This is a genomic window from Ktedonobacter sp. SOSP1-52, assembly GCF_016587395.1.
Genome location: NZ_BNJH01000001.1, coordinates 2,486,421 through 2,510,229, shown reverse-complemented (window position 1 = coordinate 2,510,229; position 23,809 = coordinate 2,486,421). Strand labels below are relative to the sequence as shown.

Here is a 23,809-nt window from a genome sequence, read left to right as displayed (position 1 = left end):
GAGTCTCAAAAGAGCCGAGTTATTGATGTCCGACTTGGTGAGACTCCGCTGCAGCAACGCCATATTCTTTATGAATGAGCTCGTGGACAGCCAGGAGATCCAGACCAGCCTCTGTCAGCGTTGCCTCCCCAACATATTGACCCATGCGGGCAACGTGCAGCACTTCGCGAAACTCGTGTTCCCCTAGCCCAGTCAAATGCTCTACTTCTCCCCACTGGTGAGGTTGAATGCGAACCTTGCGCTCTTTCACATAGAATGTCCCCGCCTGCCTGATGGCAGCGAGTAAGCGTACGATGGTTGGCGTGACGGGATGCCCGAGATGCATGGCGCCACTCACAGCCCTGGTTAAAAGTTGCCCCGCCTCCGTACGTATGATCTGGCAATCAACCAGCCTGTTAATAAAGCCGCGCGCTTCGAGCTTCTCCATTGCCCAATTTCGTTTTTCTTCGTCGAGCGCTTCATGATTGCTCGTGCCGAAACCACATGACGCTCCTTCAGTGTCGGGAAGTTGCTCCAAAATTTCGGCCTCTTCTGGTGTAAGCGCGAGCTGAGGTACGCAGTGATTGGCGAGGTTAGCGTAAAAATGGCCGGATGCGCTGATCCCTCCAGTGCCGATAAGCTCTTCTTCGCGTGCCTGTTCGATCCACCATTGCGCGGGAACGCTTAAGGGGGTGGCGACAATCGTCAAGGCTTTGACCGCTGTCGCGCTAATATCGCGTGTATTTCCTTCTTGCTCTCTCACAATCCTGCTGCCAGTGGGCGTCAAGCGATAACTCATTTTTGAGCCTTCCATTTCAGCTCTCAGCAGATCAAAGGCCTCCAGGCCAACAATGAGTTCCTCGAGATCCCAATTGGTGTTAAACCACTCATCGTGCTCTTTTACCTGCTCCAGCAGTGCCACGGCCTGGCGCTTTAGCGGGGTTCTCTCTCGTAAGGTTCTGCCATAGCGCCCCACCTGGGAGCGATAGTGTTTGACCATACGGTCGATCAGTGCACGATGCAGTGCCTCTTTATGGGTGGGCTTTTGCTCCTGGGCCAGGCGATCGATTGTAGTGAGTAATTCGACTTCAGGTTCGGTGATCGCGAAGGTATGTGTCTTTTCTGGCACCTCTCTTTGCAGGAGCGAATACGCTCTTAGCGCCGCGTAACCCGCTTCGCTCAGTTTCTCATCCGCATCTACATAGCCCAGCAGTTGTAGGCTAGCTATTTGCTCGGACGCCAGGGCCGCGCTTCCCTTATCCACCAGTTCTGCCAGTACCTGGAGTAACGGCTCATCGAGGACCACATCGAGTGGGCTATAGCCTCCTTTACGCAAGGCATCGTAGACGGCCTGGCCTAAAGCTGTTAAGACATAGTTATCCCCTTCAGGAACTGACCAGGCAAGGAGGTTCATGGCCTCCATAAGCGCCAGTTGCCCTGCCGTCATTTGAGCAGCAGGTTTCTGGGCATAGCCAGGATGCATGTGTCGAATCGCATTCGCGAGTTCACCATAAATCTCCAGACGTGGGCGATGGCGTTCAGCGAAATCCTCCCAGGCCTCGCCATAGCGGTTCAAGCAGGTAAGCTGGCGTTGCCCTAATGAATCCTGCGTTTGTTTTGCTAAGCCGCGTGCACGCAACATATCTGTGGTCACTGGACCAACCTGCTCCTTTCGCAATGTTGCTGCGTGTAAAGCGGCCAGAATATCTGAGCCAAGAAAGCGCCAGTTGTGCTCAAGACGATCTATTGTAGGGAGCAAGTTCTCCGCATGCATTGCTCTTATGAGGTCAAGCGCCTCCCGTCCCGCGTAGGAGAGCTGATAGGCACGAGGGGACTCAAGGAGGATAAGGCCCTGCAATTCAAGTTCGCGATAGATGTGCTCCTGAACATCGTCTTCTGCCAGTGTGTGAGTTGTGTGTCCCGCAGCCTCTTTGGCAGCCAGTTCATGTAAAGCGATAAGATGCGCTGAAGCCAAAAGCATGTTGCACATCCTTTCCTATTCTTTTGAATGCACACACAGAAAGCAAGTTCACATGTCTGCATCCAGTTTTAGCATTGCAAAGGTGCACTCTACATCCTGGAGGCACATCAGTGTTCCCTCCAGGATGTCCTGTTGGGAGCAGCTAGAGTTCGCGGTATTCGCCTTCGACGGTTCCCGGTTCGCTGCCAGTACCGGCCTGCGCTCTCGCTTCAGTGGCTTCACTGCCAGCCGGAGCGCCTGTAGAGCTGGCAATCTCCTGCTGCATGCGCTGAGCGGTGCTCTCCAATTCAGCCAAGCTGCTCTGCACGCGTGCGATGTCACTCCCGGTCAGCGCGTCACGTACGGCTTTGATCCGATTCTCGACTTCAGCGCGCATATCGGGCGAGAGTTTCTCTCTGTTTTCCTGGAGCAGACGCTCTGCCTGGTAGGCGACACTGGAGGCAGTGTTGCGTAGCTCGATCTCCTGGCGGCGCTGGCGATCTTCCTGAGAGTGCTGCTCCGCTTCACGCACCATGCGGTCGACTTCGCTTTGCGAGAGACCACTGGAAGCCGTAATAGTAACCTTTTGCTCACGACCCGTGGCCTTGTCGCGTGCGGTTACATTGAGAATGCCGTTGGCATCAATATCGAAGGTGACTTCGATTTGTGGCATCCCACGCGGCGCGGGACTGATACCCTCCAGGCGGAAATGTCCCAGGCTCTTGTTATCGCGCGCCAGTTCACGTTCACCCTGGAGCACATGGACATCTACCGCTGATTGATTATCCTCGGCTGTGCTGAAGGTCTCGCTCTTGCGTGTAGGAATGGTCGTATTGCGCTCAATGAGCTTGGTTGTCACTCCACCCAATGTCTCGACGCCAAGTGAGAGGGGAGTGACATCCAGGAGTAAGACATCCTTGACCTCGCCTCCCAGCACACCTCCCTGGATAGCCGCGCCAACCGCGACCACCTCATCGGGATTAACCCCCTTGTGCGGATCCTTGCCGAAAATGTTTTTGACAAACTCAACTACGGCTGGCATACGAGTTTGTCCACCTACCAGCACATCCTCGTTGACGTCGCTTGGCTTGACCTGCGCATCCTCCAGGGCACGCATGACTGGGCCGCGCGTACGCTCAATCAGGTCGCCCACCAGTTGCTCGAGCTTGGCACGTGTAAGTGTCATCACAAGGTGCCTTGGCCCACTGGGATCAGCCGTGATAAAGGGGAGGTTAATCTCGGTCTGGGTCGATGAGGAGAGCTCGATCTTAGCGCGTTCAGCGGCTTCTTTCAAGCGTTGAAGCGCCATGCGATCGTTGCGTAAATCAATGCCCTGATCCTTGCGAAACTCGTCGGCAAGCCAATTCACGATACGCTGGTCAAAGTCGTCGCCACCCAGATGTGTATCGCCATTGGTGGCCTTGACTTCAATGACACCCTCCCCCAGTTGCAGGACGGAGATATCAAAGGTGCCACCACCAAGGTCATAGACGCCAATCATTTCGTCATGTTTCTTGTCCAGCCCATAGGCAAGTGAGGCCGCGGTTGGCTCATTAATGATGCGCAAGACTTCAAGTCCCGCGATGGTACCCGCGTCTTTCGTGGCCTGGCGCTGTGAGTCGTTGAAGTAGGCGGGGACAGTGATGACGGCCTGCGTAATGCGCTCCCCCAATTTGTCTGTCATTTATCAGTAATCTTGGCGGGTTTCTCATATAACTTGCCACGCTGCCAAGCCCGTTTAGAGGATGAGCTTTCTCTCATAACCTGACGTAACGTTAGCGCTAAAGCTTTGAAGGCTCGTTTTGCCTTTCAGCATCTCTCTCTTTGGCTTTGCGCCAGGTTATGCTTGCATAAAAATCATGCGGCTCTCGGAGCGGCTTCCGAGAGATACGCGCCATGTTATACGAGAAATCTTGCTCATTTGAGCCTATCCAGCAAAGGGCTGAATAGATGAGACAAAATGCTGCGCCATTTTATGTGAGAGGCCGATCTGCCGAAAGCGCCTCTCAAGCCAAGAGCGCCAAGTTATCTGATACAAACGCGCCAGGAAATCGGAGAAATGACACTCGGGATCGTTGAACTTACGCCCCATGAGACGCTTAATGGAGAAGACGGTATTTTCCGGGTTGGTCACGGCCTGGCGTTTGGCGACCTGGCCCACCAGGCGCTCGCCATTCTTTGTAATCGCAACGATAGAGGGTGTAATCCGCCCGCCCTCCCTGTTCTCAATGACAGTGGGTTCACCTGCCTCCATGGTTGACATAACTGAGTTTGTTGTTCCCAGGTCTATACCGAGTACCTTTGCCATTGTTGCCCCTCTCTCTCGTAGTGTGTCCACGGCTCCTCTCGACAAGGAACCAGAGCACGTATGTGGCCTGCTCACGTGAACTGTCAAATGCCAGAAGCTGCTTCTTTATCTGGCCCCCTCGACTCCTATGAGGCGTTGTCACTGCTCATTCGGCTTGCGTTTGCCTGTTGTCAGGATCAGTCTTTTCTTGCGCCGTAGGCGTTTCGCTTTGAGGGGAGGCTCCCGCGACACTCACCCTGGCTGGGCGAATGACGTGGTCCTCGATGATGTACCCTTGTTGAAGTACATCAAGAATAGTCCCTTCTGGTACATCTGCACGGACCTCGGTCGTGATGGCCTCATGCCAGTGTGGGTTGAATTGTTCGCCAATGGCACCAACACGTTGCACTCCTAGCTGGTCAAGCATGGACTCAAGTCTGCGCGCTACCAGAAACAGACCCTGCACCCAGGAATGCGGACACATCTCCGCTGGTGCCGAGCGCAGCGCCAGTTCAAGATCGTCGAGGACAGGCAACAGGTGATAGAGTAAGCTGCTCTGGGCTGTGATGCGCCCCTCAAGCTGTTCCTTACCCATGCGGCGGCGATAATTGACGAACTCCGCCTGAGTTCTCCGCAGTTGATCCAGGTACTCTTCCGCTTTGCGTTGCTCTTCCTGTACCGCCTCGCTCTGGGGAACTGACTGGATGGCTGTACTCGCTTCAGGCGGAGTCTGCTGTTGCTCTGGTTGACCCTGTTGTGCTGCCTGAGTGGCTGTCGTGGTGCCAGTTGTGGCCTTCTGTTGTTCCGGGTTGTTTGACTGCATAGCATAACCCTCTTCTTTTAAGCACTGTTAAGCACTGTTTTTTACGCGTATCAGCAGCATCGTGCCAAACAGCAAGCAAGCTATGAAAAGCAATCGTGAACACTGCTTCATAGCGGTTAGTGGTGCCGCCATCTCTCAGCCTTGTGAAGCTTCATCTATCAGGAGCACACCTGCTTACCTTCCAGGTAGCTTCGCTCCACGACCGAATGGACGCTGAAATTCCTTAGCGCTTACGATGGCGGTGGAAGTCCTATACATCTAGGTACCAGAGGCTAGATGTATCTTTTGCTATTGAGGGTCTTATGAGAGGGAACCTGTGTCGCGACGATGCATTGAAAACGAGAGGGCAACAATGATCGCCTTTATAGTTCCTCAGATTGAGACCTGCACCAATTGGCTGATCAATATTTTTTATACCCTACTGCTGTCCAGTTCACGTCATCATAGGGAAGATACCATAAAAATGAAAGAATCTCTATATATAATTGCCAGTAGTAACACAAATAAAGTATCTAAATGTGCCGACCTGCGAACCCATAACTCGCTATAAATAGCATGGCCTCTAAGAGTGTGTCTTAAGACGGACAATTAGTATCGGGAAGGAGCTAATCGAGTCAACAAGAGACGAATGGAAGCCACCTGGATAAAGGCCTCGCTGCTTGAGGGCAATCCCTCATAATCGCGAGCAAGTCGGCAAAAGCGGATGAGCCAGCAATCATGTCCGTTCCACGATCCAGCGCTTGCGCTGGACCTGAAAGGCTCCCTTTGGTTTGCGAATCTGGACGGGTTGCCCATTGACGAGCATCCAATCCGTCTGCGCCTCACACTCTTGGTGGGGGACGATTTCGATCTCCCATCCAAGATGTTCTTTGAGCCAGTGCTCAAAGGACTCTCCATCATAGCCATGATCGGCAAACAGATGCGAGAGAGGCGTGAAACGTTGGGCAAGTCCCTCTCACAAGAGGCGGGCGCCAGTCACGTCGGCGATAGTGGCTGCAAGCACTCTGACGGCCAGCAGAAAGCCTTGCGTATCAACCAAAATGCGCCGTTTGCGTCCCAAGATTTTTTTCCCGGCATAGTAGCCACGTTCGATGCCTGGGACAGGACTGGTCTTGCTGGATTGGCTATCGATGATAGCGGCGGCTTCCATTCTTCCTCTCGCCCTATCGAGCGGCGGGCTTTTCCCCGCAAGGCATTCATCGCTTGCTCCCACACACCTGCTTTCTTCCATTGGCAAAAGGAATGATAGACTGTTTTGCCATTGGGCAGATCGTGAGGCATTTGCCGCCAGGAACAGCCTGTCCGCAGGACAGAGAGGATGCCATTGACGATTTCTCGCCTGCAAATCACCTCTTGAGTGGCATTAGGAGATGGTGGCGAGATGAAGGGAGCCAACAACTCCCATTGCGCATCGGTGAGATCCGATGGATAGCGCTTTCTGTTGATGCTCTCATTCATCAGCTTCGGCTCCTTCTTGCTCAGTTTGGCGTTCCTTCGTTGCCTCCGTTCAGTTTACTCCTGGCTCTTTGAGCCTCTTAAGACATACTCTAACTATTTATAGTTGAGAACTATGAGAGAGCAACTTCTCGCCCCTATTCCATGCAAAGTATGTGCTGAGGAGGAATGCGGGCCCCTTTTCAGGAGCATCACCGTGTGTGACAAATTGGGTACTTGTGAAAGAGAGGCCGGTTCCATTTCCCACATCCATTGGTCACAGGGCATCATCGTCTTGTGTTCGTCAACGTGATGTCTCTGTTTTACTATTTCCCGACTTACATTATCTTGGTTATTTGGCGCAAAGAAGACATCAGCCTGGCAGGTGAATATGCGTTGGGAGTTGGATGCGCTGCAAGGCATATAAGGAGTGGTCAGAGGAACCGATGTAGACAAGGTCTTCATCGACTGCGACTGAAGCATGAATCGCGCCCTTTGTATGATAACACCAACATTTCTCGCCTGAGTGTGCGTTGAGCGCGTAAAGGTAGCCATCTTCCGAGCCTGCATAGATCGTTTCCTTGATAACTCGTGGTGATGAGGCTACCACGCCACCCGTTTTATACTGCCAACGTTTCTTGCCCGAGTGTGCATCGAGTGCATACAGATTGTGATCGTGAGAACCAACGTACACGATACCGCTGGCAACAGTAGGCGATGAATCCACAATATCGCCTGTCTCGACCTCCCAATGTTTCGTCCCTGTCTTGGCATCCAAGGCATAGAGTTTATGGTCGCGTGAGCCAACATAGAGAAGGCCCTGATCCACAGTGGGTGAGGAATGGACGCCACCGCCAGTCATGTACGACCACATCAGCGTTCCATTAGAGGCCTCCAACGCGTAGATCTGTTGGTCAAGCGAACCTATATAGAGACCATCATCGACAATACAGGGCGAGGAGGTGATGTTACCAGTCGTTTCATAATGCCAGAGTTCCTCTCCTGTCTCTATATCAAGCGCGTAGACGCAATGATCAACTGAACCGACAAAGACCATGCCGTTCCATACTCTGGGCGAAGAGATGATGAGCCCCGCGGTAAGGTAGCTCCACAGGATGGCTCCTGTGCTCGCGGCCAGGGCATAGAGCGTATAATCGTTTGACCCGATATAGACAACCTCGCGCGCGCTATGCGCCAGTGGAGAGGAGAAGACCTCTTCTCCAGTTTCAATGCTCCATTGAACTTCACCAGTCTCCGCCTTAAGCGCATAGACGTTATGATCCGTTGAGCCAACGTAGACCATGCCATTAGCGGTTGCAGGCGATGATTCAACGGCGCTGCTGGTGGTAAAGGTCCAGAGGCGGTCACTGGTGAAGCTGTAGAGATAGGTGTCGGTGGAAGATACATACAAGATGCCATCCGCAATGACTGGCGATGTATCTATCGGCCCCGTGGTCGCGTAGCTCCAGAGTTTCTCGCCTGTGAGTGCATCCAGGGCATAGCAGAAATGGTCCATGGAGCCAGCAAACAGTACCTCATCTGAGAGCGTAGGCGGCGCGAGAATAGGCCCGGCAGTTGTATACTTCCATCTCAGCACACCAAAATTTGCCTCTAGCGCATATAACGTGCAATCATTGGAGCCAACATAGACTATGCCGTAGGCTATGGTCGGTGATGCGAGAATGGCATCCCGGGTGGTATAGCTCCAGATCTTCTGCCCGGTCTCGCTATCAAGAGCATAGAGAGTGTGATCCCGCGAACCAAGGTAGACCATTTCATCCACCACGACTGGAGAAGCGCTTAAGTTATCCTGAGTGGCATAACTCCAGATGATGACCCGGCGACTAATATCAAATGCGTAGAGCGTGTGCTTCTCTACGATGTAGATAACACCATTATTCACCGTTAAGGGTATGTGTACACGCTCTTGCAAGTTATATGACCAAAGCACGTCTCCTAGCGCGGCATCTAAAGCATACAGAGTGCGATCCGCGACAAGGTAGGCGGCCCCTTCGGCAATGGTTGGTGCGAATGGTAGCGGCCCTGTGGCCTGGTAACGCCAGAGTACGCTGCCTGTCCTGGCTTCAAGCGCGCACACCGTGTGGTCAGAGGATGTAACATAGAGTACATCGTCAATCAGAGGAGGCGCGGATAGGATGTCGCCCTGCGCTCTATAGCTCCAAAGCAGCGTATGTGTATGCTTATCCAGCGCGTAAAGCGTGTGGTTGCGCGTAGCAATATGGAGAATTTCATCCTTCAGCAGTGGCGGCCATAGTGGTGTATCGCCAATCTGAAGCGTTCCGATTGGCCTCAGATAGGGGACGTTATCTTTGTAGATTATGGAACGTTCCATGGTCCATCTCCTTAGCCGCACCTGGAGCGGCGCATTGCATACGTTAGGAGCAAAGCAATCATTTTACAGGCGTTAAGTTCTCAGGATAGAATTATCCAGGTAACGATGTATGAACATCACAGCCATGGATCCCTCTCCAACGCTGGAGGCAACACGCTTGACAGAACCGTGACGCACATCGTCCACGGCGAAGATTCCAGAGATACTGGTCTCCAGGTGAAAGGGTTCGCGATTGAGTAGCCAACCCTTTGGAACCTGCCCTTCATGGACCAGGTCAGAGCCAGTTGGGATAAAGCCTTTCTCGTCCACCTGAACGACACCCCTTAGCCAGTTCGTGTGAGGTTCAGCCCCGATATAGATGAACAGGGCGGTCGCGGGCAGGGTTTGCTCTTCCTGAGTGATATCATTGACAATCGTGATGCTTTCAAGGTGCTGCTTGCCCTGGACAGCGATAACACGTGTACTGGTCTTGACCTCGATATTCTTTGTGCTATCAATCTGATCAATGAGATATCTGGACATATCCTTTGCGAGTGAGTCGGCGCGTACCAGCATTATCACGTGTCGGGCGTATTTCGCAAAGTAAATGGCAGCCTGTCCAGCAGAGTTCGCGCCACCAACGATATACACATCTTCATCGATGCAGGCCATGACCTCAGTGATTGAGCCTCCATAATAGGCCCCTTTCCCCGTCAATCGCCCAATTCCCTGCACATCCAGTCTCCGATAGGAGACCCCACAGGCAAGTACGAGGACATGGCAGCGTAGCTCTGTGCCATCACTTAATTCAACACAGCGATACTGTCCATCCAAGCGCACTTTCGTAGCTTTTTGCGGTGTGACAATCTCCGCTCCAAAGCGTTTGGCCTGAATAACGGCGCGACACGCGAGATCACTTCCTGATAACCCCGTCGGAAAAGCGAGGTAGTTCTCGATCCGTGAACTGGTTCCCGCCTGTCTCCCCGGAGCCTCTTGCTCTATGAGCAGGGTATGCAGCCCCTCCGAGGCACCATAGACACCCGCGGCAAGCCCGGCAGGCCCGGAGCCAATGATGATCAAATCATAGAAAGGTTGCTCCGCATGCGTCTTGAGATGGATTTTTCCCGCAAGCTGAACTAAGCTGGGTTTGATCAAGTAAGAGCCATCGAGACAGACCACAACCGGCAAATTTCTCTGGCTTAGACCCAACTGAGCCAGCACCTGATTCGCCTCCGAACTATTTTCTATATAGAGCCATTGGTAGGGAATTCCATTGCGCGCCAGGAAGTCGCCAATCTCATGCATCTGAGGGGACCAGCGGTGCCCCACAAGGCGTAGCTGTGTCAATGATGTTTCGTAGAAAGCCAGCCAGTCTTCCAGTAGATCATCGAGCGCGGGATAGAGGTGGATTTCCGGCGGCTCCCAGGGCTTCATAATATAGTAGTCGATGAGTGAGGTGTTGATGGCCTGGATGGTGGCGCGGCTGTCCTCGTAGGTTGCGAGTAAGATGCGCTTGGCTTTTGGATAGAGAGCTCGTGCGACTTGCAGAAAATTTGAGCCCTGCATCTCTGGCATGTGCGCGTCAGCCAAGAGAGTCGCTACCGGTTCGTTTTGCACGTTCATCTGTTGTAGTTGGTTCATGGCCTGCTGGCACGAGGTCACTTCGAGGATGCGAAAGCGGTCACTGTATTTCCGTTGTAGATCATGTTTAAGCTGATGTAAGACGGCGGGCGAATCATCCACCACAACTATAGCGAGCTTCGGCATATCCGACTTTCAATTCAACTGTTGTTGTTAATGCTCTACAAATAGCTCCTCTCTCAATATACTATACGCTTGGTCGCCAAAAAAGCAAGGGACTATGCCTGGCTCTTCCACCCTTTCTCGACTTTCTCCTTGACCTTTTTCACCCGCTGACGTTGTTCATCAATTTCTTCCCGAAGCGTACTTGCGAGCATTTGAGCCTGTTTATATACAACTTCCATGTTTTCAAGGTCATTCTCGCAACCGCTGAACATGTCTCCAACTGCTCCCCCTTCGTGAATATGTCCCTGGGTCATCATTTTGAGATTCGTTTCCAACGAATCTACAGCCTCAGCGTACCTTCCTAAAGCTTCAACAATAGCGCGTACCTTTTGTAAGGTGATCAATGCGTAGTTCATCTTCCTCACCTCCTTCTATCATCAGCCTACGCAAAAGAAAAAACACTGTGATTGCCAGGGGCAAAATACGGTTGCCCATAAGACTGTCCCGTTTTGGTAAAAGATCACACTGAATATGACATCAAGTTATCGAAGAAACGAGAAGGAGAGATAGTATCGATTGTTCCTAATATCTTATAAAGGACGACTACGATGAATAAGCACTGGCAGGATGAGGTTTCAGGTGGGCAAGGACATGACAAGGATCACCGGTATAACAGCTCTGTACCAAAGCACAAACAGCCCAGGATCACCGTTTCGACGATTTTACTCAAAGCTGCTGTTACATCAATTACAGATGGTATCATTATCTGTGACCCTGATGAGGTGATTTTGCTGATCAATCCAGTAGCACTGGCAATGTTTGAAATCCCATCTGAAAAACTCTATCTTGGAAGAGACTACAACCACTTTCTCTCTCTCTCTGCTATCTCTAATGAGGATCAGCGTCCAAGCGCACTGGCACAAGGGGTTGTCTCTGAAATGGGACAGGAGCACAACGTATCTATCAATCCTCCTTCCGGGCGGAGGATATATGTAACTATTCGCTCCCTGCCAATTTTTGATCACAGGAAGCAGCAAAGAGGAACGATCCACGTTTTCCACGATGTGACAGATCTTCGTCAAAAGGAACTGCAGTATCAACAGAGCAATCAATCCCTACAATCGGTGTTTTCTTTGCTCACTGCTATCACCTATCTCCCCTCCATCGTTGATCTTCTCCCTCGTGAAGAGAAAGGTGCGTTCCTGCTCCCTCCAAGCATGCATTATATAGGGCAGCAACTTACTAATCTGGTTCTTCAGGTACTACGTTGCAGGTTGGTTATGCTTCTCTCTCTTAGAGCGCCAGAAGATCACCTCTATTATGTTGCTGTGAGTGGACTTACGCCGGAACAAGAACAGATTCGGCGCGAGAATAGCGGACGTTATACTCTTGCAGACTTCTATGACGAGGCAAGTAGAGCGAAACTCTACTCAGGTGAGATGATCATCATACCATACACGCGTATTCATCTCCCATTTCATGAGCAATCTGATAGGAGCACCTTGCTGACACTGCATGCCCCACTATTTATTGGCAAGCAGCTAGCAGGAATCTTGCTCATTGCCAGAAGCAATTCTGGTAACGCCTATACGCCTGAAGAGATCACGTTAGCGAAATCTGTTGCAACACTCATAACGTTTGTGGTCGAGTGTGTCAATGCGCTGAATCAATGGAATGGAACGCGTGGCAAAGCGCTCATGCACCAGGAAGCAGATCAAATCATAAATGAATTTTTATATCTTGCCAGCCATGAGTTAAGAACGCCTCTAACCGCCATTATCGGCAATCTCCAGTTAGCTCAGCATCGTTTAGATGTTTTGCAACGTCAAGTAAAGACTCATCCAGAGATGCTCGCAAAAAGATTAGAGCACATTCGCCAGCCTTTAGAGCAGGCTGCGCAGAGTGCTCGCTTGCAAGAGTGGATGATTCAAATTATGATAGATGATGCTCATATTCAGACAAATACGCTCACGTTACACATGCAGCAATACAATCTGACTCAGATTGTTCAGGAAATTGTGAAAGAGCAGCAGGAGCAGGCGCCAGATCACACAATTCTTCTAGAAATCGTGCCTTCCAACAAATTCATCTCCATTATCGCCGATGAGAATTGTATTCGACGTGTACTCACCATTTACCTGAAAAATGCCCTCACCTATTCACCAAAAGATTGTCCTGTGCTTACTCAAGTAGCGAGAGAGGGTTCATTGGCACGGGTTTCAATACATAGCGATGGGGCTGGCATTTCACTACAAGAGCAAGAGCACGTGTGGGATCGATTTTATCGCACCCGAGGGGTTGCGGTGCAACATGAATTAGATCTTAGTTTGGGCTTAGAGCTCTACATTTGCAAGGCTTTTATTGAATATCATCATGGGCACGTTGGCATACAAAGTGACCAGGGTCATGGCACTACATTCTGGTTTACCTTACCAGTCGTCGAGACTTCTACAGGTGAATTTGACCAATCTCCATAGAAAAAGCGCTCGTATAAACAAGGGGCTAATAGAGATGGTTAAGAGGTGTAAATCGCGATTGTCAAGCGGCTCATACGCATTTTTGCTGAGACGAACGTTCCAGGTAGAGCCCCACTATGATATTGTTGGCGAATTAATTTGAGGCGAAATGTGAGATACTGAAGAAGCAAGAAAAAACAAGCATTCAGGAGGGAGGGAACCCATGACACTACAGCCACAAGCGATACCGCCAGTCCCAGAAGAAACTGTAGAGATAGCACAAGCCATTTTGCCGAAAGGCAACATCTGTATTCATATGCGAGATGCATTAGGAACGTTTTTTCGCGATGAAGATTTCCTTGACTTATTTTCCAACAAAGGACAGCCTGCAATATCGGCCTGGCGTCTCGCACTGGTGATGGTAATGCAATATGCAGAAGGGTTAACGGATCGGCAGGCAGCAGACGCAGTGAAAACGCGCATTGATTGGAAATACGCCTTGAGCTTAGAAATCAAGGATCCAGGATTTGATTTTTCCGTGTTAAGTGAATTTCGTGGTCGCCTCCTTGCCAATCAAGCGGAACGCCGTTTGTTTGATCTGATGTTGTCTCAGTTCCGAGAACGAGGCTGGGTCAAAGCACGAGGCAAACAACGGACAGATTCAACGCATATTCTGGCGGCTATTCGAGCTGTCAACCGTCTGGAATGTGTTGGAGAAACCATGCGCCATGTCCTCAATATCCTGGCAGAAGTAGCTCCCGATTGGCTTCTTGAGCGTGTTCAACCTGAATGGGAAAAACGATATCGATCACGCTTTAGCGACTTTCGTTTACCAAAGGACGAGAAAGCGCGTCAAGAGCTCTCAGAGCAGATTGGAGCTGACGGCCGAAGGCTCCTGGAGAGCATCTGGGGCAGCACAACCCATGCCTGGTTACAAGAACTCCCAGCCGTAGAGATTCTGCGAAGGATTTGGATCCAGCAGTATCACGCATGTGAGCAGGGAACACCTTGGAGAAAAGATCAGGAGCTTCCCCCGGCAGCGCTCTTGATCCAATCGCCATATGATGTGGAGGCGCGATACAGCAAGAAGAAGCAGACAGGATGGGTTGGCTACAAAGTGCATTTTACCGAAGGATGTGACGCTGATCAGCCTCATTTTGTGCTCGAAGTTACCACGACAGCATCCACGCTCCCAGATGGAGACGTCATGGAAAATCTTCATGAACGCTTGGCTGGCAACCAACTTCTCCCCGGCCAGCACCTGGTCGATAAAGGCTATGTGGACGCCGAACTGCTTGCTACGAGTCAGCATCGCCATCAGGTTGATCTGGTTGGGCCGGTTCTTCCTGATACCAGTTGGGCCTCAAAAGAAGCTGGGCGCTTTGATCATAGCCACTTCCACATTGATTGGAAGGCCAAACAGGTCCTGTGTCCGGCTGGGCAGACAAGCCGAGATTGGGGACATATCCCTGATCGACATGGAAAGCCAAGTCTGCGTATCCGGTTTCCCCTTCCCCTTTGTCGGGTTTGCACACTTCATGAGAAGTGTTCGTCAACCGCAGCCAAAGTACTCATTTTGCGACCAGATGAAGCCAGCTATGTGGCACTTCAGCAGGCTCGAAAACGTCAGGAAACCGCTGAATTTCGAGCCCTGTATGCAGCGCGAGCAGGCATTGAAGGAACCGTTGCTCAAAGTGTACGGACCTGTGAGATACGCAGATCCCGATACATTGGCGTGAAAAAGCTCAATCTCCAGGCGTTTCTAACAGCGACCTCCATCAACATGCTTCGGGCTTGTCATTGGATTGCAGAAGCGAAGCTGGCAACCACGCCAACTTCTCGTTTTGCAGAGCTGCTCGCTTCTGTCAAGCAAGTAGCTGTTGCGTAGCTTCTGCTCATTCGCCAACAATATCACTATCCGGTGTGCGAACGGTTTGGTCGTCGCAGCCCAATTGCTTGGCGATAGCCGTTGCATGTTCGTGACGAGCACTTGCCAAGAGAATCTGGCAGCGACGCAACACAAACGCTGAGGAGGAGCGTTATCCCGCCTGAATCTCGTTTTGTTCGGTTTCGGTCAGTGGCCGGATGAAGATGGGTGCTTTGGTATTGTCAACTTGCTGAGAGACTACAATTTCTGGTAGACTAACCGTCATGAAAACACTGGCATCTGCATCTCGCTACAAAGGCTTTCGCTTCCCACCAGAGATTATAAGCCACTGCGTGTGGTTGTATTTTCGCTTCTCCTTGAGTTTTCGTGATATTGAAGAGATTATGGCGGAGCGTCCCACGGGATGCGCAACGAGATGCACAGTTCAGATGAAATAGCTCTGCAGGTCGCTTCACCGCTATCCCCAGCCAGGCTTCCAACTTCTTGGACGTGGTTCCAAGATAGAAAGTGGCCAATGGCTCAAAGCAGGGTCAGAGCCAGTTCGCGAGAGAGAACATCTCGTTGCGCATTCCGTGGGAGCGTGGAGTCGTATTGACTGACCTACGAAACCATCCGGCAATGGTGTTTAAAGTTTGGCCAGACATATGCCAATAAACTGAAACGCCGCCGTCCGAAAACAGGAGACAAGTGGCACTTAGACGAAGTGTACCTGAAGATCAATGGCAAAACCCACTATCTCTGGCGAGCGGTTGATCAGGAGGGCAACGTCCTGGATATCCTCGTGCAGAGCCGACGCAACAAGCATGCGGCCAAGAAGTTTTTTCGCAAGTTACTCAAAGGACTCCAATATGTCCCACGGGTGATTATCACGGACAAGCTGGCTAGCTACGCTGCCGCAAAGAGGGAAATCATGCCCAGCGTTGAGCACCGCCAACACAAGGGCTTAAACAATCGAGCGGAACGTTCCCACCAGCCGACGCGGCAACGTGAACGAACCTTGAGGCGCTTCCAATCCCCTAGCCAAGCCCAACGGTTTCTCTCTGCGTTTGGGCCGATCCTGGATCACTTTCGACCCAAACGGCATCTCCTCACCGCCAGAGATTACCGTGCCCTCATGCAGGATCGTTTCCTTGCATGGAACGAGGTGACTGGCGGGAAAGCTGCCGCCTGACACCACACCATCCGCTCCAATCCTCCGCTTCTTTCCCGTCTTTCTCCCTTTCCCTCAAAAAACTCTTCCATTTCTTCGTCAAGTTGACAATACCTCCGAAGATGTGGTCATGGTCCGCGTCCGTGATTATGGTCTGGGAATCCCACGAGAGCAGCGCGGCAAGATTTTCGACCGCTTCTATCGGGTGGCTGATCCGAAGCGGAAGGCGATCCCCGGCCTGGGCATAGGGCTCTACATTGTGGCGGAGATCGTCAAGCATCATAGGGGAACTATTACTGTGGACAGCGCTGTCGGGAAAGGATCAACCTTTACAGTGACCCTTCCTCGAACGCGGGATGCCTGTGCAGTTGACACGCGTGGCGGCGTATCAACTGAGACAATGATGAGTCAGTTTGTTGAGAAAGAGAGGGAAAACGTGTAACCACAGCCTCTGCTCTTCCGCATCGCCATAGAACATGCATTCTTACAAATGGGCATAGCAGTGCATAAGAAGGGATAGCAAGGTGGATGTTGAGTCCCTCCATCCATCCTGCTATGCTGGCACTGCACGTGCGACAGATAGAGCCTGGCTCTCTGTCTGCACATCACGAAAAGACAACACGTGTCCTGTGTTGACTGGAGCATGCTTCCCATCTTCTATGGCAGGCATGAGCCAGTAATACAGCAATGTTCACAATGATTGAGCCATATGCATCTGCTTCAAGGTTCGAGACTGCTGCATCACAGGTCGAGCATAATCTCTCCCTCAGGTTGGGAGCAGCAAATCAATAGGGTTCCTTCGGCAGGCCGTTCGAGTGGCTCTGGCTGGTAGCTGGCGCTGCCCGCGACCAGCCCGCTTTCACAGCTATGACAGACCCCTGTCCGGCATGACCACCTCACTGGCACGTCGCAGGCCTCGGCGAGTTCGAGCAGGCTCTGGAACGCGGGATCCCAATGAACACTGAGGCCACTGCGAGCGAACGAGACCAGCGGCCCCATGCCGGACGATCCGGCCGGCGGGTGTGGTGGAAGACGCGGTCTGGTGTAAACCACTCCGGGTGTGCTGGAAGGAGTCGGGCCGAAAATCTCTGTGTGCACATGATCCGTGGTAATGCCCCAGGCAACGAGACCGGTGGTTAGATCTTGCAGGAACGCGGCAGGCCCACACAGATAGAAGTCCGCCTCGCGCGGTACGCCAAGCGCTTTAAGCACTGTGACACTGAGATGTCCAGGAGCGTCGAAGTCCAGACCAGGCCGATCCTCTTGCCCTGGCTGGCTGTAGAGGATGTAGCTGTGGCTGTGGGGCAGCATCGTGAGGCTGCGGCGGGCTTCCTGTGCAAAGGGGTGTTCGTCGTGGTTCCGTGCTCCGAACAGCCACCAGACGTCCCGGGGCGATGCCTCGGCGGCGAGGGTATGCAGCATAGCCATCATGGGGGTCGCCCCCACGCCGGCACTGAGCAGAACAACGGGACTCTTGCTCTGGCGGAGCGTGAAGACGCCCCGTGGGGCACTCACCTCTAACACGTCGCCAACCTGCACCTGGGTATGCACGTAGGTGCTGGCTGCGCCGTTCGCCTCTTGCTTGACACTCACCCGGTAGTGGTCGACACTTGGCGCGTCAGAGAGCGAGTAGTTGCGTAAGAGAGGGGGACTGTCAGGCCTGGGTCGCAGACGCAGCACCACGAACTGGCCGGGCAAGGCAGCGGCGAGAGGATGCTCGTCTGCTGATTCAAAGACGAGTGAGACGATGCTCCTGCTCTCTCGTTCCATGCGGGATACGCGCATGGGGCGAAACCCTGGCCATGCCGGGGCGGGCCGCTCACCTGGGTGAGTCCAGGGTTCCCGCTAGCCGTCTTCTCGCTCAGCGCCTGCTCGAGCAGAGCCTGGAAGGACGTCCGCCACCCCGGACTCAAAGCGGGGAGACGCAGCGCACGCTCCAGTTGCTCACGGGAATGACGACCCAGGTAGAGCATCGCGTCGATCTCCTCCACGGTCATGTGCTCCGGGCCATCAGCGACCTTCACGATCTCGTTTCCGGCTTCTACCTCGCCTTCTTGCAGCACACGCAGGTAAAAGCCCGGTTTCTTGTGTGAAACCAGCAGCGCTGGCATCTGGGGGTTGTTCATACGGATGCCGACCCGGTAGCAGGTAACGCGCGGTTGCGTGACCTCAAAGAGCGCGCCACCGATCTGGTACTGGTCGCCGATGCACACCTCTTCGTCGGACAGACCCTCGACGGTAAAATTCTCCCCGAACTGTCCGAACACGAAGTCATTGCGGTTGAGCTGACGCTCCCAGTAATGATAGGACTCTATCTGGTAGACGAAGACCGCCCGCTGTTCTCCTCCGTGTCCGGCCAGGTCTCCTTGCCCATCACCATCGATGTTGAGCCGCCGCACCATCCGCCGGCCCTGAACAGGCTTCTTCCAGACGGCGGTGCGCACCATCTCACCACGCCAGACGATGTCGCGGGGCAGACCAACGTTCACCGAGAGCAGTCGTGGCATAAAATCTCACCTTCCTTTATCCCGTCTAAACTCCAACAGTCTTGTTCAGCGATGGCTCAACCTTTGTGAACACCGCTGTAGCGGTAGTTTGTCGACTCGGGATTTTGTCATGCTTTAAGCCCATCAAATAGTGGCCACTTGAGCGCGAATTGTTCAGGATATGCGTTCAAAATCAGATGCGATCTCCCACGTCGACAAACTACCGGTAGGAACCGTATGTTCCTGTACATTGAGATTCACGTTTTCTTCGTACACACTAGCTCCTCTGCCTGCACTAACAGGGGGGTGAGCCAGTTTTTTCATGTCTTTTTTGAAGACACAAGAAGGAGCATTCCCTATGCTTCGAGAAGATACACGCTATCGCTCTCTGCTGAAAGAAATAGAGGCCTTCACCAGCCTCTACAAAACGGAGACCCGGGGCTGGTTCGTGGAGTTTACCAACGCCCCATCTAACGTGACAGATCAGGAGCATGGCTACCAACACGTTTTTCCTGGCTAGGTCCTTGCTCGCATCTAAGGCTTTGACGCGAATAAAGAGCTCTTCCAGCCCTTTGGCCCCCTGCCTTCACACCCCATCGCATCCAACCCAGGCAGGCCCTCGCAATCACACAAGGCGAGGCACATTGCCCATGAATACCTGTAGTCCCCTCCTTCTCCAATGCCGTGGTCCCCCTTCAATCTTTACCACACCATTCCAATCACAACAGTTATTCACAGAAGAAGGAGAACATCTTCAAAAGAACGCCGTACCCAGTGGAAACAACAAGCCCATTTCAAGAGCGTTTTTTGAACAGATATCACACAGATAGTAGAATACAAAATTTTGGTAATCCCTCCCGAGGAGCAGAGGAGCAAAGTATTGCCTTCGTTCATGCATGTGTTCACAGGCTCAAGCCTCGAAGCGCATGATAGTTGGTGCCCTTCCTGATGGATAGAGAGAAAAATCATAACACGAGAAGTGATAGTGTCTGGCTATATTGTTGCTCCCTCTCAAACTGTCACCCCCAAAGAGGACCCATACGTGTAGCTTCTAAGCGCGACAAGCAGACAAACTGCATGTTCTTATGCTCGCCACCACTTCACGCGCTCATATTTGGAGCCTGACAACGGTGCCCATCGCAAAGAATAGACAGGAACTTATAACATGAATGCAACCAGGCAGAAGTCAAAGATCATTACACGGAGTGTGGAGGTCGAGGGATATCCTATACACTATCGAGTCATTGGAGAGGATATGACGCAGGAAGCCATCATTCTGGTACATGGACTGAGCGGCTCAACGCTTTGGTGGACTCATAATATTTTTGCGCTAGCACAGAATTATCGCGTCTACCTTATCGACCTTCCCGGCTTTGGTACGATGCGTCGCCTGACACGTCAGTTTACGCTGGCGAATGCCACCACCTGGGTGCTGGCATGGATGAAGGCGGTTGGGATTGAGCGGGCGCACCTAGTAGGGCATTCGATGGGTGGATACATCTGTATGCACCTGGCTGCGACCTATCCTGAACGCGTGATGAGAATGATACTTGTCTCGCCCGCCGTACAACCCCAATTTCACTCGATTCTGGGCTACATGCGCCCTTTACTCCTATCAACTCGTTATGTTCGGCCCACATTCTTACCCTTGCTTCTTTTTGACGCATTACGGGCGGGACCACGCCTGCTCCTACGCGTCACACATGACCTGATCCTACTTGACCTCAACGAAGAGCTATCTACCATCTGTCAGCCTACACTGCTCGTCTGGGGTGAACATGATATTGTCGTTCCACTCACCACTGGTATTCAACTTCGGCAGACACTCCCCAATGCGCAACTGCTGATTCTCCAAAAGGCCGGGCATGTGAGCATGTTTGATCGTCCCCTGGTTTTCAATCAGGCCGCTCTGGCCTTTTTACAGGGCGACCTGGTTGGCAGTTGAGAAAGCGCTGTACGGCCTGTGCCAACCTGGCAGGCGAATTATAGTTGACATCATGTGCCGCACCTTCAATTGCCAGGAATTGCCCCTGGGGAAGTTTGTCGGTTACCTCTTGCGCCCAGCCTGAAGGGACAATAGTATCATATGTGCCACGAATGACCAGGGTCGGAACCTGCATATGGGGCAGATACTCTTCTATACGATCCCGCAAGCCAGAGCGAAACACGGCAATGAAACGTCGCACCCCAATGTCGAAAAAGTCACGCAGGACAATCGGGTAGAGCGAGAATGGCTCGAATGCCAGGTTCACCAACCAGCGCCCAATCTGCTGATGCGCTGTACGCGCGTGAGCATCCATCGTTGGTCCAACCAGCACTGCTCGCATGAGTCGCTCGGGATAACGGAGCGCAAACTGTGCAATAATCTGGCAGCCAAGCGAGTTACCAACGAGAACAGCCTGCTCTATCCCCAGGCAATCCATCCAGCGTGCGAGCATATCCGCGAAATCGGGTAGTGTGAGGTTGTGCGAAGGTTTACTACTAAGGCCATAGCCAGGCAAATCAGGGACAAGCACCTGGTAGAACGGGGCGAGATGCTCGGCTGTCGGCAACATGTAGCGACTACACACCGCTAATCCATGAACGAGGATAATAACTTCTTGAGAAGTGGGAACCAGTTGAGAGGCGTAATAATGAATGGAATAGTCTTGCATCTCTACAAGGCAACTACGTAAGGTTTTATTTTCGGGTTTTTTCTTTGATTTTCTCATTTTGACACTCATCACATACATCGCTTTAGTATCATATCAATTGTACGTAGCTCATTGGTCAAATCGTTTCATAAAGGCCTGCCTATTTCATAGCGCAAGGGAAGCTACGTCTCTCTTTATTAAGAGAGAAATAGTCTCCAAGATAAGAGAAGGTCAACGATGACAACGATGAAGTCTGCTCACGCTTCCGATGATGCTGACGATCTCGATGCCCCTGGCAAGAACGCAGCCGGGTCAGGTAAGACGAATCAGCAAATGCATACTCACAAGAAGACGTGGAAGTGGATGGTCGTCATAGTGAAACTGCTCGTTTCCCTCTTCTTCGGCTTCTGCTCTTTCTTTGTCCTGTATATTACCCTGCCTCGTACGATAGGTAACTCCTCCGCACTCCTGATCACCAGTGGTCTGGTGCTCTTCCTCATCGTCGGAATGGGATATCTGTCAAAGGTTCGCTCTACGGCTACATATACAGCGAAGAACAGGCCATCAGCGAATGTGTATGACCTAAGTTTTGGCCAAATAAATGGCGACATGCGCAGGAGCGACGAAGGTTTGGAAAGGGCTGAGTAAGACAGGAGCCAGCGGAGCATCCTGATTGAGTCCGATCTGACGGACGCGCCCCCACGCATCAAGGAGGAGAAAGCCACTGATATGAAAAACATCGCGTACCAAACGCAAAGGTCCGTAGTGCTGCACCGCAGAGGTCGTTACGACCAACCACTCTTGTGCCCAGACGAGCACATTGTGGACCAGGCTGCCCAAGAGCATAACCATCTGTTGCGCTTCAAACCGCTTTTTGCTGCGCTTGCCGAGGGCACCCCCCTGTTTGTCGCCTTTGAACGAGGTTTCGACCCCACCTCCACGCTGATCGTAGAGACGCAGGTGGGCAAGCAGCAGATCCTTGACAGGATCAAGACTGTGGACAAGCAGGCCATCACTCAGTTCTTCAACCTCATCGGGCAGCAGGCTGCAGATCAGGACCGCGATGCCCCACTGTCCATTAGGTTTGCGCTTACGAACTGCGATGCGCCTCACAGGCCGCACATACTCCGGCGCTTCCACTTCGACCCATCCCACTTGCCGCCCCGGCTCATCGGGATCGTCAACCCAACGGGTCACGGAAGCTGCCAGGCGAGTCGCACGTTGGCCGGAGTAATCCTTGCACAGGATCTGGTAGCCTTGGGTGAGCGACCAGTTCACATCGTTCATGCTGCCACCCCCAGCATCCACCCGCAACAGGGTGCGCGCGCGTTTCGCGCCATTAAGGTCCAGGATCTCCTCGGCAGCTTGAACCAGAGGCACAAACGCCTCGGACAGTTTGGTCCGGCCCTCAAAGAGTTGATCGACGACGACTTCCCCGTAGCGGGTCGCCAGGACACGGCCCAATTGCCGTCCACGGCGGTTGCGCGCCCCAGCAAAGTAGCCTTTGGTAGCCAGAGCAGCCTTTTTGCCACACGGCAGACCCGTGAGATCAACATCCAGGATTTGAAATTGCCGATGGTAGTCATGCCGATAGCCTTGGCTGTGTTGGCGATACATCAGCTTCATCGCGTGCTCCATTTGCTTCACCGTCTCGGCGGTACAGGCAGAGAGCGTCTCCTGGACGACCGATTGCTCGGCGCAGCGCGTCCGTCCAAACGCGTGTTGCAGCGCACGATCGCTCCTCAAGCGGCTGTTGATCTCCACCAGCCCTGTGGCTCCCGCCAGGATACTGATGAAGGCATCGGACAGTTTCTCAAAGGGCGTGTCTTTCACGGTCTTCTGCGGGATCTGAACGAGCTTTCGGATCGGTGCCAGCAGATCCAGGGTGCGTAGTTTGATGCCCAGTGCGGCTAGGCTCGCACATCCGGTAAAACGTTGGGTCAGTTTCATCGTAGATTCTGTCATGATGATGAATCTCCTCTTGTTTGGTTGACTTTCTGCAAGAGCTATAGATCATCATCTTTTTCTTTGCAAGCTCTTCTTTTGCCAAGCTTGCTGCCACTATTTTGGCCAAAATTTACGTATGAGAAAGCGCAAACAAAAAAGCCAGGCAACCGCAAAACCAGGTTGCAACCTGACGTTTTTGACCGGCTGGTCCAGGAGGCTGTCAATTCCATTCCTGACGAGTTTCAGAAGCACATGGACAATCTGGCAATCTTGATCGAAGATGAGCCGGACGCCGAGACCCTCGAAAGAGTAGGTACTGGTGATGGGCGTCTTCTGTTGGGATTGTATCAGGGCGTCCCGCTCACCTGTTATGGGAGCCACTACTCGCTCTTGCCCGAGCGTATCACCATCTACCAACACACGATTGAAGACTATTGTCACGGCGATCTTGAGCGTATTCGCGCGCAGGTCAGAAAGACGATCCTCCATGAAGTGGCTCATCACTTTGGTATAGAGCACGAAGAAATGCCGATCTGGATTCAATAAGGGGAAAACGATTCTGTCAGAACTCAGAACACGGTCAGAGAATGGATGAAAGGTTTCCCCACTTTTCCCTCAAAAAAACGCCCATATACTTGTGTTTTCCCCACACTTCGCTCGTTTTGCAGGGGGCATTCCCCACTGTTAG

Annotated in this window: 16 protein-coding genes and 5 pseudogenes; 9 read left to right on the top strand and 12 right to left on the bottom strand. The window is 52.4% G+C overall.

The features are described from left to right. Nucleotides 1–19: 19 nt before the first annotated feature. The 9 genes and pseudogenes from JMJ16_RS11895 to JMJ16_RS11855 form a co-directional block, all read right to left on the bottom strand. Entirely contained in the window at nucleotides 20–1,960 is a 1,941-nt protein-coding gene (locus tag JMJ16_RS11895; protein ID WP_201381443.1) for a DUF505 domain-containing protein, read from the bottom strand. A 142-nt stretch (nucleotides 1,961–2,102) separates the two neighbouring features. Further along, nucleotides 2,103–3,623 carry a molecular chaperone DnaK gene (gene dnaK, locus JMJ16_RS11890; RefSeq protein ID WP_305068087.1) on the bottom strand — a complete coding sequence of 507 codons (1,521 nt, stop codon included), beginning with the start codon at nucleotides 3,621–3,623 and terminating at the stop codon, nucleotides 2,103–2,105. A gap of 243 nt (nucleotides 3,624–3,866) precedes the next feature. Then, nucleotides 3,867–4,247: an Hsp70 family protein gene (locus JMJ16_RS56410; protein WP_305068086.1), complete on the bottom strand. Its 381-nt coding sequence runs from the start codon at nucleotides 4,245–4,247 to the stop codon at nucleotides 3,867–3,869. 145 nt (nucleotides 4,248–4,392) lie between these two features. After that, nucleotides 4,393–5,049 carry a nucleotide exchange factor GrpE gene (locus tag JMJ16_RS11880; protein WP_201381441.1) on the bottom strand — a complete coding sequence of 219 codons (657 nt, stop codon included), beginning with the start codon at nucleotides 5,047–5,049 and terminating at the stop codon, nucleotides 4,393–4,395. A 955-nt stretch (nucleotides 5,050–6,004) separates the two neighbouring features. Then, nucleotides 6,005–6,199 carry a transposase gene (locus JMJ16_RS56960; protein ID WP_374228951.1) on the bottom strand — a complete coding sequence of 65 codons (195 nt, stop codon included), beginning with the start codon at nucleotides 6,197–6,199 and terminating at the stop codon, nucleotides 6,005–6,007. A gap of 110 nt (nucleotides 6,200–6,309) precedes the next feature. Then, nucleotides 6,310–6,507: pseudogene (locus JMJ16_RS56955) on the bottom strand (transposase); the annotation flags it as partial. Nucleotides 6,508–6,856: 349 nt separating this feature from the next. Then, entirely contained in the window at nucleotides 6,857–8,836 is a 1,980-nt protein-coding gene (locus tag JMJ16_RS11865) for a PQQ-binding-like beta-propeller repeat protein (protein WP_201381437.1), read from the bottom strand. Between the two features lie 72 nt (nucleotides 8,837–8,908). Continuing rightward, entirely contained in the window at nucleotides 8,909–10,582 is a 1,674-nt protein-coding gene (locus tag JMJ16_RS11860; protein WP_201381435.1) for an FAD-dependent oxidoreductase, read from the bottom strand. A gap of 92 nt (nucleotides 10,583–10,674) precedes the next feature. Beyond that, the gene (locus JMJ16_RS11855) at nucleotides 10,675–10,977 is read right to left on the bottom strand and encodes a hypothetical protein (RefSeq protein WP_201381433.1); all 303 of its coding nucleotides are present in this window, start codon (nucleotides 10,975–10,977) and stop codon (nucleotides 10,675–10,677) included. 192 nt (nucleotides 10,978–11,169) lie between these two features. Between JMJ16_RS11855 and JMJ16_RS11850 the strand changes: the two genes are divergently transcribed. The 5 genes and pseudogenes from JMJ16_RS11850 to JMJ16_RS11835 form a co-directional block, all read left to right on the top strand. Further along, nucleotides 11,170–13,038: an ATP-binding protein gene (locus tag JMJ16_RS11850; RefSeq protein WP_201381431.1), complete on the top strand. Its 1,869-nt coding sequence runs from the start codon at nucleotides 11,170–11,172 to the stop codon at nucleotides 13,036–13,038. 202 nt (nucleotides 13,039–13,240) lie between these two features. Next, entirely contained in the window at nucleotides 13,241–14,905 is a 1,665-nt protein-coding gene (locus JMJ16_RS11845) for an IS1182 family transposase (RefSeq protein WP_201381424.1), read from the top strand. Between the two features lie 263 nt (nucleotides 14,906–15,168). Continuing rightward, nucleotides 15,169–15,300 (top strand): annotated as a pseudogene (locus JMJ16_RS54065) (IS6 family transposase); the annotation flags it as partial. Between the two features lie 192 nt (nucleotides 15,301–15,492). Next, nucleotides 15,493–16,076: pseudogene (locus JMJ16_RS11840) on the top strand (IS6 family transposase); the annotation flags it as partial. 88 nt (nucleotides 16,077–16,164) lie between these two features. Beyond that, a pseudogene (locus JMJ16_RS11835) lies at nucleotides 16,165–16,416 on the top strand (ATP-binding protein); the annotation flags it as partial. Nucleotides 16,417–16,796: 380 nt separating this feature from the next. On the opposite strand, the pseudogene JMJ16_RS56950 reads toward JMJ16_RS11835, so the two are convergent. Further along, nucleotides 16,797–18,562 (bottom strand): annotated as a pseudogene (locus JMJ16_RS56950) (MOSC domain-containing protein). Nucleotides 18,563–18,899: 337 nt separating this feature from the next. Here JMJ16_RS56950 and JMJ16_RS11815 point away from each other — a divergent pair. Both JMJ16_RS11815 and JMJ16_RS11810 read left to right on the top strand, forming a co-directional pair. Continuing rightward, nucleotides 18,900–19,061, top strand: coding sequence for a hypothetical protein (locus tag JMJ16_RS11815; RefSeq protein WP_201381420.1), 162 nt, complete (start codon nucleotides 18,900–18,902; stop codon nucleotides 19,059–19,061). Between the two features lie 645 nt (nucleotides 19,062–19,706). Next, nucleotides 19,707–20,486, top strand: coding sequence for an alpha/beta fold hydrolase (locus JMJ16_RS11810; RefSeq protein ID WP_201381418.1), 780 nt, complete (start codon nucleotides 19,707–19,709; stop codon nucleotides 20,484–20,486). On the opposite strand, the gene JMJ16_RS11805 is transcribed toward JMJ16_RS11810, so the two are convergent. Further along, nucleotides 20,437–21,195 (bottom strand): alpha/beta fold hydrolase, encoded by a 759-nt coding sequence (locus JMJ16_RS11805; RefSeq protein ID WP_201381416.1) that lies wholly within the window; start codon nucleotides 21,193–21,195, stop codon nucleotides 20,437–20,439. The genes JMJ16_RS11810 and JMJ16_RS11805 overlap by 50 nt on opposite strands. A gap of 216 nt (nucleotides 21,196–21,411) precedes the next feature. Between JMJ16_RS11805 and JMJ16_RS11800 the strand changes: the two genes are divergently transcribed. Then, nucleotides 21,412–21,822: a hypothetical protein gene (locus JMJ16_RS11800; RefSeq protein ID WP_236601414.1), complete on the top strand. Its 411-nt coding sequence runs from the start codon at nucleotides 21,412–21,414 to the stop codon at nucleotides 21,820–21,822. On the opposite strand, the gene JMJ16_RS11795 is transcribed toward JMJ16_RS11800, so the two are convergent. Further along, complete coding sequence (locus JMJ16_RS11795; RefSeq protein WP_201377970.1) at nucleotides 21,757–23,139, bottom strand: transposase; 1,383 nt, start codon at nucleotides 23,137–23,139, stop codon at nucleotides 21,757–21,759. The genes JMJ16_RS11800 and JMJ16_RS11795 overlap by 66 nt on opposite strands. 162 nt (nucleotides 23,140–23,301) lie before the next feature. Here JMJ16_RS11795 and JMJ16_RS11790 point away from each other — a divergent pair, with 162 nt between their 5' ends. After that, nucleotides 23,302–23,667 (top strand): metallopeptidase family protein, encoded by a 366-nt coding sequence (locus JMJ16_RS11790; protein ID WP_236601413.1) that lies wholly within the window; start codon nucleotides 23,302–23,304, stop codon nucleotides 23,665–23,667. The last annotated feature ends 142 nt before the right edge of the window (nucleotides 23,668–23,809 follow it).